The organism is Silanimonas sp., from assembly GCF_027530345.1.
In the GTDB taxonomy this organism is placed as follows: Bacteria; Pseudomonadota; Gammaproteobacteria; order Xanthomonadales; family Xanthomonadaceae; genus Silanimonas.
Genome location: NZ_JAPZQK010000006.1, coordinates 114,096 through 127,804, shown reverse-complemented (window position 1 = coordinate 127,804; position 13,709 = coordinate 114,096). Strand labels below are relative to the sequence as shown.

The following is a 13,709-nucleotide window of genomic DNA, read 5'->3' as shown; positions in this document are numbered from 1 at the left end:
ACGTACTCCCGCGCCCCGAGTTGGTCGCGTGGAGCATAGCGCCCGCCCGAATCGGGCGGGGGTTCCTCAGCTGCGCAGGCCGACGCCGCGCTGCAGCAGCCACAGGCCGAGCCAGGTCAGTGCGATGACGGCGCCCAGCATCACGGCATACGCGCTCCACAGCGGCACGTCGGTGGCGCCGGTGCCGAGCAGGCCGTAGCGGAAGGCATTGACCATGTAGAAGATCGGGTTGGCGTGCGTGGCCGCTTCGGCCCAGTCCGGCAGCAGCTTCACCGAATAGAACACGCCGCCGAGGTAGGTGAGTGGCGTCAGGATGAAGGTGGGGATGATCGCGATGTCGTCGAACTTCTTCGCGTACACCGCGTTGACGAAGCCGGCGAGCGAGAAGATCACCGCGCCGAGCAGGACGGTGCTCACCGTCACCGCCCAATCGTGCACGCGCACCTTGGTGAACAGCATCGCCACGGCCAGCACGATGGCGCCGACCATGAAGCCGCGGAGCACCGCGCCGCCGACGTAGCCGCCGAGGATCACCCAGTTCGGCAGCGGCGCCACCAGCAGCTCCTCGATGTGGCGGCCGAACTTCGCGCCGAAGAAGCTGGAGCTGATGTTGCCGTAGGCGTTCTGGATCACCGACATCATCACCAGGCCCGGCACGATGAAGTCCATGTAGCTGAAGCCGCCCATGTCGCCGATCTTGCTGCCGATCAACTTGCCGAAGATCAGGAAGTACAGCGTCATCGTGATCGCCGGCGGCACCAGGGTCTGGCCCCAGATGCGGACGATGCGCGCGACTTCGCGGCGGATGATGGTGCGGAACGCCGTCCAGTTGGGGTTGGGGGTGGCGGCGCTCATGCGGCGTCCTTGTTGGTCAGGCGGACGAAGAGCTCCTCGAGGCGGTTCACCTCGTTGCGCATCGAGCGCACGGTGATGCCGGCCTGCTGGAAGGCGGCGAAGACGCGGTTGAGGTCCATCTCGCGCGGCATCTCGAGCTTCAGCGTCTGGCTGTTCTCGGCGTGCAGCTTGACGCCCTCGATGGCCGGCAGCGTGGCCGGCAAGGCGCCTTCGATGTCGAACACGAAACCCTCGACGTCGAGCTTGGCCAGCAGGTCGCGCATCGGGCCCTGCTCGACGATGCGGCCCTTGTCGATGATGGCGAGATTGCGGCAGAGGTTCTCCGCCTCCTCGAGGTAGTGCGTGGTGAGGATGATGGTGGTGCCCTGCGCGTTGATTTCCCGCAGCAGCTTCCACATGCCGCGACGGATCTCGATGTCGACGCCCGCGGTGGGCTCGTCGAGGATCAGCAAGCGCGGGTTCGTCATCATCGCGCGGGCGATCATCAGCCGGCGCTTCATGCCGCCGGAGAGCGTGCGGCTCATCACCTGCGCCTTCTCCCACAGCTGCGCGAGCTTCAGCTGCTCCTCGGCGCGGCGTTCGGCCTCGGCGCGCGGCACGCCATAGAAGCCGGCGTAGTTCACGAGGATGTCGAAGGGCTTCTCGAACATGTTGAAGTTGATCTCCTGCGGCACGAGGCCGAGGAGCCGCATCGCGTCTTCGCGGTGGGCGAAGCGGTCGACGCCGAAGATCGAGACCGAGCCCGAGCTGGCATTCACCAGCGAACTGACGATGCCGATCAGGGTGCTCTTGCCGGCGCCGTTGGGGCCGAGCAGGGCGAAGAAGTCGCCGGGCTGCACGCTGAGCGAGACGCCCTTCAGGGCCTCGGTCTTGTTGTCGTAGGTCTTGCGGAGGTCGGTGACGCAGAGCGCGGGGACGGCGGCCATGGGCCTTCAGGCGGCGGGCGGGAGTGCAGGGCGTGAAGTATAGGTGCCCCGGCTTCCGCGCCGGGCAGCTGGCGCGTAGCTGCGCCGGAATGCGGCGTTCAGCGCGACGGTACGGCGGCTGCAGTCCCGGTGGAGCGAGGAGGGAGCCGTTGCGGACCCCTCCCCCAAGCTCGTTACTCGACGGGGCAACCGGCGGTAAGCAACTCTTTCACTTCCTTGTCGATGATCCAGCCCGGGTCTTTCGTGGCCGGGTTACCGTCCTTGTCGCTCACATAGCGGAGCGTGTACGTCGCCTTGTATCTGCTGATGGGGTCGCACGTGCTGTAGACAAAGGTGTCCCCGGGTGACGCGAAACGGTCGAGCGGAATGTCCGGGAAATCAGGCGGATCGACGACACCCTTCGTTGTCGCTTCAGCGGCCGCAATGCAGATCGTTCGACGAGAAATAGCGTACGCCGTGCCGACCGTTGCCGGCGATCGGCGAAGAAACGAAGTGCGACTAGAGTTTGAAAGCCCCGGTGTTTGGAGAACGATACGTCCGACCGCTTCGTGCGTGCGGGCGGCCTCTGCACCACGCAACGATCGGCGGGATTCGATCAACACACTTTGCCCAACGCACTGGGCAGCAGCCGGCGGAATCATCTCGGGAGTTGCGGCTTCGGGCGCGGCAGCAACCGCGAGCGCAAGCGTGAGTCCAAGCATGGACATGGGGGAACGTCCTCTGTCATTGAGTTGGGGGGTGCACCGCAAGGCGCGATTCAATCCTAGGCGAGTCCGTGGGGGGGGGGGCAAGCGTTTGGGGCTCGTCACTGGGTCGTCGTCGCCTCTGTCTTGAGTAGCGCGCGCTTGCGCTCCAGCCCCCAGCGGTAGCCGCCGAGCGCCCCGTCGCCTCGAAGCACGCGATGGCAGGGCACCAGAACGGCCACCCGGTTCGCGCCGCAGGCCGTCCCCACCGCGCGCGTGGCCTTCGGTGCGCCGATGCCGGCGGCGACGTCGGCATACGAACGCGTTTCGCCGAGCGGGATGCCTTGCAGGAAACGCCACACCCGCATCTGGAACGCGGTGCCGCGGAGGTCGAGCGGCAGGTCGGGCGCGGGGGCCGAGCGCGAGAGGTGGGCGTCGAGGGCGTCGATCCAGGCATCGAGCGGCGCGTGGGCTTCGCTGGCGAGGATCGTGGCCTTCGGAAATTCGCGGCCGAGTTCGGTGCGGAGCGAATCGGCGCTATCGCCGAACTGCGCGAAGCACACGCCGCGCGCGGTGGCGGCCATCGCCAGCCACCCGAGCCGCGTGCGCCGCGCCGCCCAGTGGATCGTCTCGCCCGGGGCACCGTCGCGGTAGGCCGAGAGGGTCATGCCGAGGTCGCGTGGCGCTTCGCCGTACACCCGGCTGGTCGAGCCGAAGCCGGCCTCGAGGATCGCGTCGGTGACCGTGGAGCCGGCCTTGAGCGCCTGCTTCAGGCGGCCGAGCCGCGCGGCGTCCTGCAGGGCCTTGGGCGACAGCCCGACGAGCGCGGTGAAGCGGCGCTGGAAGGCCGAGGGCGAGAGGCCGAATTCGGCGGCCATCGCCGCCAAGGGCCACGGCTCGTCGGCGCGGGCGACGATGGCGCGCGCCATCGCAATCAACGTGGCGTCGTCGCAGTCACGGAAGGTGGCGTAGCGGTCGGGCATGGCGGCATTCTGGCCGCCCCGGGCTGCGCCCGCACTCCGCTTCTTGCCGCCATGTCGGATCGCGTCCTCGGCCTCATCGGCGGCATCAGCTGGGAAAGCACCGCCCACTACTACCGCGCCCTCAACGAGGGCGTGCGCGAGGCGCGCGGTGCGCCGCATGCTGCCGAGCTTCGCCTGCATTCCTTTGATTTCGCCCGCATCAGCGCGCTTCAGCACGCGGGGCGCTGGGACGAGCTCGCGCTGCTGATGGCCGACGCGGCGCGCGGCCTCGCGACGGCGGGTGCCAGTGCGGTGATGATCTGCGCGAACACAATGCACAAGCTCGTCGACGCGGTGGAAGCCGGTGGCGGCTTACCGGTGCTGCACATCGCCACGCCCACGGCCGCCGCGGCGCGCGCGGCCGGCTGCCGGCGACTGCTCTTCCTCGGCACGGCGTTCGCGATGGAGCAGCCTTTCCTGCTCGACCGCCTGCGCGCCGAAGGGCTCGAGGTGTTCGTTCCCGAGGCCGCCGACCGCGCCGAGGTGCATCGCGTCATCTTCGAGGAGCTGGTCGCCGGTCGGGTGCTCGATGCTTCGCGCGAGCAGCTTCGAGCGGTGATCGCGCGCGGCGTGGCCGCCGGTGCCGAGGGCGTCATCCTCGGCTGCACCGAGCTGATGATGATCGTGCGCGACGAGGACAGCGCCGTGCCGCTGTTCGACACCATGGCGCTCCACGCCGCGGCCGGCGTGGCCTGGTTGCTGGGCGAGGCCTGAGCGCGGCGTGCTTCAGGCCGCCTGCGCGTTCTTCGGCGCCTAAGGAAGGTCTGAACAATCCGCCGAACCCTCGTGATTTCGCGGCAGGAAGGCCGAAATCGCGTCAATCCGGTCGGAATTCCACGTTTTGCCGCGCCGCCAGACGGGTTTCCCCGTTCAGCGGACGCACTTACCCTGCCGCCGGCATCAAACGCCGGCGCGACATCCACAGGTTCGACAGCGCGAACAGCGTCAGCACCTGGGCCGCGTTCTTCGCGATGCCGCGATAGCGAACCTTCACGTAGCCGAACTGTCGCTTGATCACCCGGAACGGATGCTCGACCTTGGCTCGCACGCTCGCCTTCAAGCGCTCCAGCGCCCGGGCCTGCTTCTGCTCGCGCTTCGTCTTCATCGCCTTGATCACCGAGGGCTTCTCGGCAATGAAAAACACCGCATCAACGTCCTTCAACTCCTCGCGCTTCGCGATGCCGGTGTAGCCACTGTCGCCGTACACCACGTCCTCCTTGCCGTGCAGCAGCCTGTGCGCCTGCGTCACGTCCGACACGTTCGCCGCCGTGCATTCCACGTGGTGCACCAAGCCCGACGCGTCGTCCACGCCGATGTGCGCCTTCATCCCGAAGAACCACTGGTTGCCCTTCTTCGCCTGGTGCATCTCCGGATCCCGCTCGCCGTCAGCGTTCTTCGTCGAGCTCGGCGCGTTGATGATCGTCGCGTCGACGATCGTGCCCGATCGCAGACTCAGGCCCTTGCGCTGTAGGTGCGCATTGACCTGCTTGAACAGCTTCTCGGCCAAGCCATGCGTCTCCAGCAAACGCCGGAAGTTCAAGATCGTCGTCTCGTCCGGGATGTCGTCCAGCCCACCGAGCTGCGCGAACCGCCGCATGACCGGCGTGTCGACCAGCGCCTCTTCCATCGCCGGGTCGGACAGCGCGTACCACTGCTGCAGGAGGTGGATCCGCAGCATCGTCGCCAAGGCATACGGCTGGCGGCCAGGCCGGCCCATCTTCGGGTAATGCGGCTCGATCAGGGCAAGCAGCGCCTTCCACGGCACCACCTGGTCCATCTCGGCCAAGAACACCTCGCGCCGCGTGCGCTTGCGGCCTCCAAGATCCTCAGCATCACCAAACGAAAGCTGCATCGAACTCACCCTTGAAGCGATGACCGATTCTCGCCGAAAGTGGAGGAGTTGTTCAGACCTTCCTTAACGGGCCTTGGTTCACGCAGCGGAAAGCCGCGCGAGGGTCGTGATGACGACGTGGATCAGTCGTCGCCACCCTTCATGTCGTCGTCCACCACCTCGGCGGCGGCCCACTCGAGGGCTTCGCGCTCGCGGCGCTCGCGCTCGGCCTTCTCGACCTGCTCGATCAGCGCTTCGTCGATCTGGCGGGCGGCGATCTCGCGCAGGGCCAGCACGGTCGGCTTGTCTTCGTGCTCGCTGTTGTCGAGGGTCGGCTCGGCGCCCTTGGCCAGCTGGCGGGCGCGCTTCGAGGCCAGAACGACCAGCTCGAAGCGGTTGTTCACGACGTCCAGGCAATCTTCAACGGTGATGCGGGCCATGCGGTACTCCGGCTCGGCGGGCCGACGGGCCTGCCTTCAAAGACCGCGCAGGATAGCGGGCGGGCTGCCTGCGGGCAAGGAAAATCCCCGCCCGGGCCTGAACGAGCCTGCCGACCCACCAATCAGATCAACGACTTGTAGTGGATCAAGGCTCGTAACCCGCCATCAGCCCGGCGAACAGGCTGGCGTGACGACGCACCTGGGCTTCCCGGCGCAGGCGGTGGGCGATGAAGATCGAACGCAGCTCGTTGGCGGCCGTGTCGAAGTGCTCGTTGACGATCCAGTAGTCGAACTCGGACGCGTGCGACATCTCCTCCTGCGCCGCGGCGAGACGCTGGGCGATCACGGCCTCGCTGTCCTGCCCGCGGTTGCGCATGCGGGTCTCGAGGGTGTCGGTGGACGGCGGCAGGATGAAGACGCTGACCGCGTCCGGGATCTTCTCCCGGACCTGGCGGGCGCCCTGCCAGTCGATCTCGAGCAGCACGTCCTTGCCCGCGGCCAGCTGCGGCTCGACCGACTGCCGGGCCGTGCCCTTGTAGTCGCCGTGCACCAGCGCGTATTCGAAGAAGTCGCCGGCGGCGATCATCCGCTCGAACTCGGCCTTGTCGACGAAGTGGTAGTGGTGGGCGTGGCGTTCGCCGGGGCGCGGCGCGCGCGAGGTGTAGCTGATCGACAGCGCGATGCCGGGTTCGCGGGCGAGGACGGCGTTGACCATGCTCGACTTGCCGGCGCCCGAGGGCGCGGCGACGACGAACAGGGTGCCGCGTTCGGTGGGGGCGTGGGGGTGGCTCATGCGGGGCGGCCCTCCGGCCTCACTCGATGTTCTGCACTTGTTCGCGGATCTGCTCGATCAGCACCTTCAGTTCGACCGAGGCCTGGGTCAAGCGGGCGTCGACCGCCTTCGAGCCCAGCGTGTTCGCCTCGCGGTTGAACTCCTGCAGCAGGAAATCGAGCCGACGGCCGACGGCCTCGCCGCGCTTCATGGCATGGCGGGCTTCGACCACGTGGGTGGCGAGGCGGTCAAGTTCCTCGTCGACATCGGCACGCTGCAGCAGCAGCACGAGTTCCTGCTCGAGCCGTGCCGGATCGACCTCGATCTTCAGTTCGCCGAAGCGGGTCTCGATGCGCTGGCGGATCGCGCTGCGCAGCTCCGGCAGCACGCCGCGCACGGTCGCGATGATGGTTTCGATGGCCTTGAGCCGCTCCTCGATCAACGCGGCGAGCGCCTTGCCCTCGCGTTCGCGATGGGCGAGGAAATCGGCCAGCAGCGCATCGGCCAGCGCGGCGGCCTCGGCGCGCAGGGCGTCCATGTCGGTGCCGGCATCGGCCAGGACGCCGGGGAAGGCGAGCAGGTCGGTGAAGCTGGTTTCCAGCGTGCTGAAGCGCGCGGCGAAGGTGGCGTGCAGCTCGGTGAGCTGCTGCAGGCGCGCCTCGTTCACGCTCAGCGGGCGAAGGGCGTCGCCGCTGCTGCGCAGGCGCAGGCCGAGGTCGAGCTTGCCGCGCGAGATCTTCGCGGCGACCTTCTCGCGCAGCATCGGCTCCAGCACGCGCAGTTCGTCCGGCAGGCGCAGGGAGAGTTCGAGGTAGCGATGGTTCACCGCACGCAGCTCGAGGGCGAGCGTGCCGGCGGCGGTGGCGCGTTCGACCGCGGCGAAGGCGGTCATGCTGCGGATCATGCGGGTGGCTCGCGCGGCGGGCGGCAGGGACGCGGATGGTAAACTCCGCGCCCTTTCGCCACCACCGGCCCGTTCCATGACCGCCATCGCCCGCCCCAGTGGCCGCCAACCCGACCAGATGCGCTCCGTGAGCATCGAGCGCCGCTACACCAAGCACGCCGAAGGCTCGGTGCTGGTGAGCTTCGGCGACACCAAGGTGCTGTGCACCGCCAGCGTCGAGGAGCGCGTGCCGGGCTTCCTGCGCGGCAAGGGCGAAGGCTGGATCACCGCCGAGTACGGCATGCTGCCGCGCTCGACCAACTCGCGCATGGGCCGCGAGGCGGCGCAGGGCAAGCAGGGCGGCCGCACGCTGGAGATCCAGCGCCTGATCGGCCGCAGCCTGCGGGCCTGCGTGGATCGCAACGCACTGGGCGAACGCACCATCACGCTCGACTGCGACGTGCTGCAGGCCGACGGCGGCACGCGCACCGCGGCGATCACCGGCGCCTACGTGGCCCTGGTGGACGCGGTCTCGACACTGAAGACCACGCGGAATCCGATCTTCGGCGCCGTGGCGGCGGTCTCGGTGGGCATCTATCGCGGCGAACCGGTGCTCGACCTCGACTACGCCGAGGACAGCGACTGCGACACCGACATGAACGTGGTGATGAACGACGGCGGTGGCTTCATCGAGGTGCAAGGCACGGCCGAAGGCCATGCCTTCCGCCGCAGCGAGATGGACGCGATGCTGGCTTTGGCCGAGAAGGGCATCGCCGAGCTGGTCGCCGCGCAGCGCGCGGCGCTGGCGGGCTGAGCCCCGTCAGGCACCGCCACCACATGAGCGCCCACCGCCACCTCGCCCTCTTCGCGCTCGTCGTCGACGATTACGACACTGCCATCCGCCACTACGTCGACGATCTTGGCTTCACGCTGGTCTGCGACGAGGATCGCGGCAACGGCAAGCGCTGGGTGGAAGTGACGCCCTCACCGGCTTCGCAGTGCCGCGTGCTGCTGGCGAAGGCCGCGACAGAAGCGCAAAAGACACGCATCGGCGACCAGACGGGCGGCCGCGTGGGCTTCTTCCTGCACACCGATGATTTCGAGCGCGATGTCGCGGCGATGACCGCCCGCGGCGTGCGATTCGCTGAAACCCCGCGCGACGAGCCCTACGGCAAGGTGGTGGTCTTCATCGACCGCTACGGCAACCGCTGGGACCTGATTCAACCGGCCACGGGCGGGGCGACCGCATGAAGGTCGTTCTTGCCAGCGGCAACAAGGGCAAGCTCGCCGAGCTCGGCGAACTGCTGGCCGGTGCCGGGCTCGAGCTGGTGCCGCAGGGCGCGCTGGGCATCGCCGATCCGGTCGAGGACGGCCACACCTTCGTCGAGAACGCGCTGATCAAGGCACGCAACGCGGCGCGGATTTCCGGCCTGCCTTCGCTGGCGGACGATTCCGGACTGATCGTCGATGCGCTCGGCGGCGCGCCGGGCCTCATCAGCGCGCACTACGCCGGCGTGCACGGCGACGCCAAGGGCAACATCGCCAAGCTGCTCAGCGAATTGCAGGGCGTGCCCAGCGAACGCCGAACGGCGCGGTTCTACTGCTGCCTGGTGCTGCTCCGCCATGCCGAGGACCCGCAACCGCTGATCGCTGAAGGCGAATGGCCGGGCCTGATCCTCGAGGCCGCGCGCGGCAGCGGCGGCTTCGGCTACGACCCGGTGTTCTTCGATCCGGACACGGGGCTCGGGGCCGGCGAGATGCCGCCCGAGCAGAAGAACCCGATCAGCCATCGCGGCCGTGCGCTGGCCGTGCTGAAAGCACGCCTCGCCGACTGGATCGCGCGCGGCGCAGCGACGGGCTGAGACATGCACGCCCACGACGCGCCCCACGCGCACAGCGAGCACTGCGCCCCCGGCTGCGACCACGATGCCGCGCCCGCGCTCGTGCCGGGCCCGCTGGCGCTGTACATCCACATCCCGTGGTGCGTGCGCAAATGCCCGTACTGCGACTTCAACTCGCACCAGCGGCCGCAGGAACTGCCGGTCGCAGAGTACGTCGCCGCCTTGGTGCGCGACCTCGAGTTCGACCTGCCGAACGTCTGGGGCCGCACGGTGCACAGCGTGTTCTTCGGCGGCGGCACGCCCAGCCTGTTCCCTGGCTCGGCGATCAACGACATCCTCGCGGCCTGCAGTTCGCGCCTCCGCTTCGCGCCGGGCGCGGAGGTGACGCTGGAATGCAATCCGGGCACGGCCGAGTTCGACCGCTTCGAGGGCTACCGCGCCGCCGGCGTGAACCGCCTGAGCTTCGGCGTGCAGAGCTTCGACGACGGCTGCTTGAAGGCGCTGGGCCGCATCCACGACAGCGGTGAAGCCGAGCGCGCGGTGAAGCTGGCGCAGGACGCCGGCCTCGACAACCTCAACATCGACCTGATGTACGCGCTGCCCGGCCAGACCATGGCAATGGCGCTGCACGACGTTGAACGCGCGATCGCCCTGCAGCCGGCGCACCTCTCGCACTACCACCTGACGATGGAGCCCAACACCGTCTTCGCCGCCCGCCCGCCCGAGGGCCTGCCGGATGAAGACGACGCGTGGGCGATGCAGGAGGCCTGCCAGCAGCGGATCGCGGAAGCCGGTTTCGGCCACTATGAGATCTCGGCCTACGCGAAGCCGGGTCGGCAGTGCCGCCACAACCTCGCCTACTGGACCTATGCCGACTACCTCGGCATCGGTGCCGGGGCGCACGGCAAGATCAGCTTCGGTTTCGATGGCCGCATCCTGCGGCGCTGGAAGAAGAAGAACCCGCGCGAGTACCTCGCCGCGCTGGCACCGGGCGCGCCCGACGGTGCCCTCATCGGCGGCGACGAGGACGTGCTGATGCCCGCCCGCCCCTTCGACTTCATGCTGAACCGTCTTCGCCTGCATGCACCGTTCGCGCTCACCGAGTTCGAGCAGGCCACGGGGCTGTCGCGCCGCGCGATCGCCGGCGAGATCGCGATGGCCGAAGCGCGCGGCTGGCTCGAAGGCAACGGCGAGGTTTATGCGCTCACCGCGCAGGGCCGCAACTTCAACAACGACCTCGTCAGCCTGTTCCTGAAGGACTGACGCCGCGGACGCTCCGGCTCAGAAGCGGATCGGCGTGGCGTAGGGCACCGGCATGCGCAGGGCCTCCTCGCGATCGATGCCGCTGATGAGGTGGTGCAGCGCGCGGATGACGCCGGCATGGGTAAACCACAGCGTCGGTTCGCGGTGGTCCGCCAGCGCGGCCGCCACGCGGGCCTCGAGATCGAGGTAGCGCTCGCCCTCTGGCATCTGGAAGCCGGCGGGATCGGCTTCCCACGCGGCCAAGGCGCTGCGGTCGATGGCGTCCCAGGGCTGGGCTTCCCATTGGCCAAAATGCAGTTCGGCGAGGCGCTCGTCGAATCGGATCCGGCGCACGTCAGACCGCGCCTTCGCCATCGGCCAGGGCGTGGGCGGCACGCCGCGGCCGGGGGCGACCTCGATTGGGAACGCCCTTGCCGTGGCCTCGGCGAGCTCGCGCGCCCGCGTGAGCGGGCTACTGGCGATGGGCCAGTCCGGCAAGGCGAGGCGCAGGCGTCGCGCCGCGTCGCTGACATCGCGCGCATGCACGGGCAGATCGCTGCGGCCGTAGCACACGCCCTGCCCGCCCTGCACCGGCGTGTGGCGGATGGCAATCAGCGGGGCGGGTCTCACGGCGCGGGCATCGATGGGACGAAGGCGTCGGGCATCGCGGGTTCACGGGGCATGGCAGCGGTGCCGCAGTATCGTCGCTGGCGGAGGTCCTGCCCATGCTGCGTTCGCGTTCCATCGACTGCCCCTACTGCGGCGAACCGATCGAGGTCGAGATCGAATCGACCGACGAGGCGCAGCGCTACATCGAGGATTGCCAAGTGTGCTGCCGACCGATCGAATTCGAGCTGCGCCCCGGTGCCCGCGGAGGACGGCTGCGGGTGTTCCGCGACGACGAGTGAGCCGAGTTCTTCACGAATCCGCTACACTCCTCGGCGCTGAAGGTGTTCGGGAAGCCGGTGTGAATCCGGCACTGCCCCCGCAACGGTAATCCGCTGCCAACCTGCCAGATCGCCACTGGGGCTCGCCCTGGGAAGGCGGCAGGCCGCGATGCGCCACGCATCGCAAGCGGAAAGTCCGGAGACCGGCCTTCAGACCGTCGACGCGCCACATCCCGGGCGCGTGGGCGGTCATGGCGCGCTGCGGTGGGCAGCGAGGCGTGGGTTCGGCCTCGCTTGCGTCGTGGCCGATCGACGTCCTTGCGTTCCCGCTCGCGCCTCCCGCGGGTGTGCGCTGCAAAGAAGGATGTCCATGAACCGTTCTCCCCTCGCCGCCGGCCTCGCGCTGGCGCTTGTCGCTCCCATCGTCGTTGCCGCGCCGGCGTCGTCCGCCGACGCCAGCGACTCCGCCGAAACCCTCGATGCCGTCGTGGTGACCGCGACGCGCTCGCCGATGCCGATCGCTCGCGGCCTCGCCTCGACCACCGTGCTCGACCGCGCCGCCATCGAACAGGCCCAAGCCCCCGACCTCATCGACCTGCTGGCCCACCAGGCGGGCATCGACGTCTCCCGCACCGGCGGCCCCGGCTCGGTATCGACGCTGTTCCTGCGCGGCGGCAATTCCAACCATGTGCTGGTGCTGGTCGACGGCGTGCGGGTGAACTCCGTGCAGCAGGGCCTGTACGACTTCAGCAGCCTGCCGATCGACCGCATCGAACGCATCGAGATCGTGCGCGGCCCGCGCGCGGCGCTTTGGGGCTCGGATGCGATCGGTGGCGTCATCCAGATCTTCACCCGTGATCCCGGCCAGCACGGCGCGCAGGCGCGCTTCGGCAGCTTCCAGCGCGTCGAAAGCGCCGCGCAATGGGGCGTCTCCGGCGAGCGCGGCAGCTTCGGCATCGGTGGTGGCGTGCAGGACGCGGAGGGCTACAACGTCAGCACGCCGAGGAGCTTCGGCTTCGACCCGGACCGCGACGGCTTCCGCAATCGCCACCTGAGCCTCGGCGGCCGCACCACGCTCGGCACGCAGGCCCTCGGTGTGAACCTGCTCTCCACGGTGGCCGACGTCGAGTTCGATCGCGGCCTGACGCAATCGCATTCAGTGAGCGGTGGCGCGACGCTCGGTGGCCCCTTGGCCGCGCGCTGGTCGCACAGCCTCGCGCTGGGCGAGGCTCGCGAAGACCTGAAGACGCTCTCCAGCTTCGGCAGCCGCTTCGAGAGCCGCCGCCGCTCGGCGGACTGGCTGCACGACCTGTCCTTGGCCGAGGGCCAGGCCCTGCTGTTCGGAGTCAATCGCGTGGCCGAGGACGCCGTGTCGCGCAATGCCTCGAACGCGGTGGTCTACGACCGCGGCCGAAACAACACGGGCGTGTTCACCGCCTGGCGCGGGACGATCGGCGCGCAGCAATGGGACCTCGCCGCACGCAGCGACGACAGCAGTCAGTTCGGCCGCACGACCACCGCGCAGGCGGCTTGGGGCTTGGCCTTCGGCGACGGCTGGCGCCTGCGGGCAAGCTGGGGCCAGGGCTTCCGGGCGCCGAACACCAACGAGTTGTACTCGCCGGGCTTCGGCGGCGGCTTCGCCGGCAATCCGAACCTCGACCCGGAACGCTCGCGCAGCGCCGAGCTCGGGCTCGGCTGGCAGGGCGAGGACCGCGGGCTCGAGCTTTCCGCCTACCGCAGCCGGGTGACCGACCTGATCGCTTTCGCCGGCCCCACCTTCGGCGCGACCAACATCAACCAGGCGCGGCTGGATGGCGTGGAGTTGGACGGCCGCTGGACGCTGGGCAGCCTCGGCATCCGCGGCAACGTCGGCTGGCAGCGCGCCGAGAACGCCGTCACGGGCGCGCCGTTGCTGCGCCGTGCTCCCCGCAAGGGCGCACTCAGCCTCGACCTGCCTGCGAACGACGGGCTGCGCTTCGGACTGGACGCCACCGCGGCCTCGCGACGGCAGGACTTCGACGGCCCACTCGGGGGCTACACGCGCTTCGACCTGAGGGCCGAGGCCGATCTTGGGCCGGACTGGGCGTTGCGCGCGCGGCTCGAGAACTTGCTTGACCGCCGCTACACCCTGGCCAGCGGCTTCGCCCCCCCGGAGCGCAGCCTGCTCGTCGAGCTGGCCTGGCGCCCCGGTCGCTGAACCCCGCCCGCGACCTTCACCTCGCCGTCCCACAGGGGGCGGCGAGGCTCCGGCCTGCCTGCTATATTCAGTTTCATTGACTATTCGCAATGGGACTTGCGCATGCCCGGCCCAGCGGCCTCCAGCTCGA

General features: G+C 69.1%; 16 protein-coding genes and 1 riboswitch. Of the genes, 7 read left to right on the top strand and 9 right to left on the bottom strand.

Annotation, left to right across the window (positions count from 1 at the left end):
• Window positions 1-66: 66 nt before the first annotated feature.
• The 4 genes from O9255_RS03520 to O9255_RS03505 form a co-directional block, all read right to left on the bottom strand.
• A complete protein-coding gene (locus tag O9255_RS03520) occupies window positions 67-855 on the bottom strand; it encodes an ABC transporter permease (protein ID WP_297865451.1) in 789 nt (262 codons plus the stop codon).
• The gene (locus tag O9255_RS03515; RefSeq protein ID WP_297865450.1) at window positions 852-1,781 is read right to left on the bottom strand and encodes an ABC transporter ATP-binding protein; all 930 of its coding nucleotides are present in this window, start codon (window positions 1,779-1,781) and stop codon (window positions 852-854) included. Before O9255_RS03515 ends, O9255_RS03520 begins: the two co-directional genes overlap by 4 nt.
• A 173-nt stretch (window positions 1,782-1,954) precedes the next feature.
• The gene (locus O9255_RS03510; RefSeq protein ID WP_297865449.1) at window positions 1,955-2,488 is read right to left on the bottom strand and encodes a hypothetical protein; all 534 of its coding nucleotides are present in this window, start codon (window positions 2,486-2,488) and stop codon (window positions 1,955-1,957) included.
• 98 nt (window positions 2,489-2,586) lie between these two features.
• The gene (locus O9255_RS03505; RefSeq protein ID WP_297865448.1) at window positions 2,587-3,447 is read right to left on the bottom strand and encodes a methylated-DNA--[protein]-cysteine S-methyltransferase; all 861 of its coding nucleotides are present in this window, start codon (window positions 3,445-3,447) and stop codon (window positions 2,587-2,589) included.
• Between the two features lie 51 nt (window positions 3,448-3,498).
• Between O9255_RS03505 and O9255_RS03500 the strand changes: the two genes are divergently transcribed.
• Window positions 3,499-4,200 carry an amino acid racemase gene (locus O9255_RS03500; protein WP_297865447.1) on the top strand — a complete coding sequence of 234 codons (702 nt, stop codon included), beginning with the start codon at window positions 3,499-3,501 and terminating at the stop codon, window positions 4,198-4,200.
• A 169-nt stretch (window positions 4,201-4,369) separates the two neighbouring features.
• Here the strand turns inward: O9255_RS03500 and O9255_RS03495 are convergent, their stop codons facing one another.
• From O9255_RS03495 to O9255_RS03480, 4 genes are all read right to left on the bottom strand, one after another.
• Window positions 4,370-5,338 (bottom strand): IS5 family transposase, encoded by a 969-nt coding sequence (locus tag O9255_RS03495; protein ID WP_297865446.1) that lies wholly within the window; start codon window positions 5,336-5,338, stop codon window positions 4,370-4,372.
• Window positions 5,339-5,460: 122 nt separating this feature from the next.
• The gene (rpoZ, locus tag O9255_RS03490) at window positions 5,461-5,757 is read right to left on the bottom strand and encodes a DNA-directed RNA polymerase subunit omega (RefSeq protein ID WP_297865445.1); all 297 of its coding nucleotides are present in this window, start codon (window positions 5,755-5,757) and stop codon (window positions 5,461-5,463) included.
• A gap of 145 nt (window positions 5,758-5,902) precedes the next feature.
• A complete protein-coding gene (gmk, locus tag O9255_RS03485) occupies window positions 5,903-6,550 on the bottom strand; it encodes a guanylate kinase (protein WP_297865444.1) in 648 nt (215 codons plus the stop codon).
• A gap of 19 nt (window positions 6,551-6,569) precedes the next feature.
• Window positions 6,570-7,433: a YicC/YloC family endoribonuclease gene (locus O9255_RS03480; protein WP_297865443.1), complete on the bottom strand. Its 864-nt coding sequence runs from the start codon at window positions 7,431-7,433 to the stop codon at window positions 6,570-6,572.
• Window positions 7,434-7,509: 76 nt separating this feature from the next.
• On the opposite strand from O9255_RS03480, the gene rph reads away from it, so the two are divergent.
• Genes rph through hemW form a run of 4 tightly spaced genes read left to right on the top strand, consistent with a single transcriptional unit; the run spans window position 7,510 to window position 10,516 of the window.
• On the top strand, window positions 7,510-8,226 hold the full coding sequence (rph, locus tag O9255_RS03475) for a ribonuclease PH (protein WP_297865442.1): 717 nt from the start codon (window positions 7,510-7,512) through the stop codon (window positions 8,224-8,226).
• 23 nt (window positions 8,227-8,249) lie between these two features.
• A complete protein-coding gene (locus O9255_RS03470; protein WP_297865441.1) occupies window positions 8,250-8,663 on the top strand; it encodes a VOC family protein in 414 nt (137 codons plus the stop codon).
• Window positions 8,660-9,274 (top strand): RdgB/HAM1 family non-canonical purine NTP pyrophosphatase, encoded by a 615-nt coding sequence (gene rdgB / locus O9255_RS03465; protein WP_297865440.1) that lies wholly within the window; start codon window positions 8,660-8,662, stop codon window positions 9,272-9,274. The genes O9255_RS03470 and rdgB overlap by 4 nt, the downstream gene beginning before the upstream one ends.
• A 3-nt stretch (window positions 9,275-9,277) precedes the next feature.
• Window positions 9,278-10,516, top strand: a complete 1,239-nt coding sequence (gene hemW / locus O9255_RS03460) for a radical SAM family heme chaperone HemW (RefSeq protein WP_297865439.1) — start codon at window positions 9,278-9,280, stop codon at window positions 10,514-10,516.
• An 18-nt stretch (window positions 10,517-10,534) separates the two neighbouring features.
• Here the strand turns inward: hemW and O9255_RS03455 are convergent, their stop codons facing one another.
• On the bottom strand, window positions 10,535-11,125 hold the full coding sequence (locus tag O9255_RS03455; protein ID WP_297865438.1) for a histidine phosphatase family protein: 591 nt from the start codon (window positions 11,123-11,125) through the stop codon (window positions 10,535-10,537).
• Window positions 11,126-11,220: 95 nt separating this feature from the next.
• On the opposite strand from O9255_RS03455, the gene O9255_RS03450 reads away from it, so the two are divergent.
• Complete coding sequence (locus O9255_RS03450) at window positions 11,221-11,403, top strand: CPXCG motif-containing cysteine-rich protein (protein ID WP_297865437.1); 183 nt, start codon at window positions 11,221-11,223, stop codon at window positions 11,401-11,403.
• Between the two features lie 23 nt (window positions 11,404-11,426).
• Window positions 11,427-11,609, top strand: a riboswitch (cobalamin riboswitch).
• Window positions 11,610-11,752: 143 nt separating this feature from the next.
• Window positions 11,753-13,579 carry a TonB-dependent receptor gene (locus O9255_RS03445; protein ID WP_297865436.1) on the top strand — a complete coding sequence of 609 codons (1,827 nt, stop codon included), beginning with the start codon at window positions 11,753-11,755 and terminating at the stop codon, window positions 13,577-13,579.
• The last annotated feature ends 130 nt before the right edge of the window (window positions 13,580-13,709 follow it).

What these genes read in the sequence shown, in the direction of transcription:
- O9255_RS03505 (WP_297865448.1), bottom strand. Translation starts at nt 3,447, where the DNA reads ATGCCCGACCGCTACGCCACCTTCCGTGACTGCGACGACGCCACGTTG.
- O9255_RS03480 (WP_297865443.1), bottom strand. Translation starts at nt 7,433, where the DNA reads ATGATCCGCAGCATGACCGCCTTCGCCGCGGTCGAACGCGCCACCGCC.
- O9255_RS03500 (WP_297865447.1), top strand. Translation starts at nt 3,499, where the DNA reads ATGTCGGATCGCGTCCTCGGCCTCATCGGCGGCATCAGCTGGGAAAGC.
- O9255_RS03445 (WP_297865436.1), top strand. Translation starts at nt 11,753, where the DNA reads ATGAACCGTTCTCCCCTCGCCGCCGGCCTCGCGCTGGCGCTTGTCGCT.
- O9255_RS03520 (WP_297865451.1), bottom strand. Translation starts at nt 855, where the DNA reads ATGAGCGCCGCCACCCCCAACCCCAACTGGACGGCGTTCCGCACCATC.
- O9255_RS03495 (WP_297865446.1), bottom strand. Translation starts at nt 5,338, where the DNA reads ATGCAGCTTTCGTTTGGTGATGCTGAGGATCTTGGAGGCCGCAAGCGC.
- O9255_RS03470 (WP_297865441.1), top strand. Translation starts at nt 8,250, where the DNA reads ATGAGCGCCCACCGCCACCTCGCCCTCTTCGCGCTCGTCGTCGACGAT.
- rph (WP_297865442.1), top strand. Translation starts at nt 7,510, where the DNA reads ATGACCGCCATCGCCCGCCCCAGTGGCCGCCAACCCGACCAGATGCGC.
- O9255_RS03450 (WP_297865437.1), top strand. Translation starts at nt 11,221, where the DNA reads ATGCTGCGTTCGCGTTCCATCGACTGCCCCTACTGCGGCGAACCGATC.
- rdgB (WP_297865440.1), top strand. Translation starts at nt 8,660, where the DNA reads ATGAAGGTCGTTCTTGCCAGCGGCAACAAGGGCAAGCTCGCCGAGCTC.
- O9255_RS03510 (WP_297865449.1), bottom strand. Translation starts at nt 2,488, where the DNA reads ATGTCCATGCTTGGACTCACGCTTGCGCTCGCGGTTGCTGCCGCGCCC.
- rpoZ (WP_297865445.1), bottom strand. Translation starts at nt 5,757, where the DNA reads ATGGCCCGCATCACCGTTGAAGATTGCCTGGACGTCGTGAACAACCGC.
- hemW (WP_297865439.1), top strand. Translation starts at nt 9,278, where the DNA reads ATGCACGCCCACGACGCGCCCCACGCGCACAGCGAGCACTGCGCCCCC.
- O9255_RS03515 (WP_297865450.1), bottom strand. Translation starts at nt 1,781, where the DNA reads ATGGCCGCCGTCCCCGCGCTCTGCGTCACCGACCTCCGCAAGACCTAC.
- gmk (WP_297865444.1), bottom strand. Translation starts at nt 6,550, where the DNA reads ATGAGCCACCCCCACGCCCCCACCGAACGCGGCACCCTGTTCGTCGTC.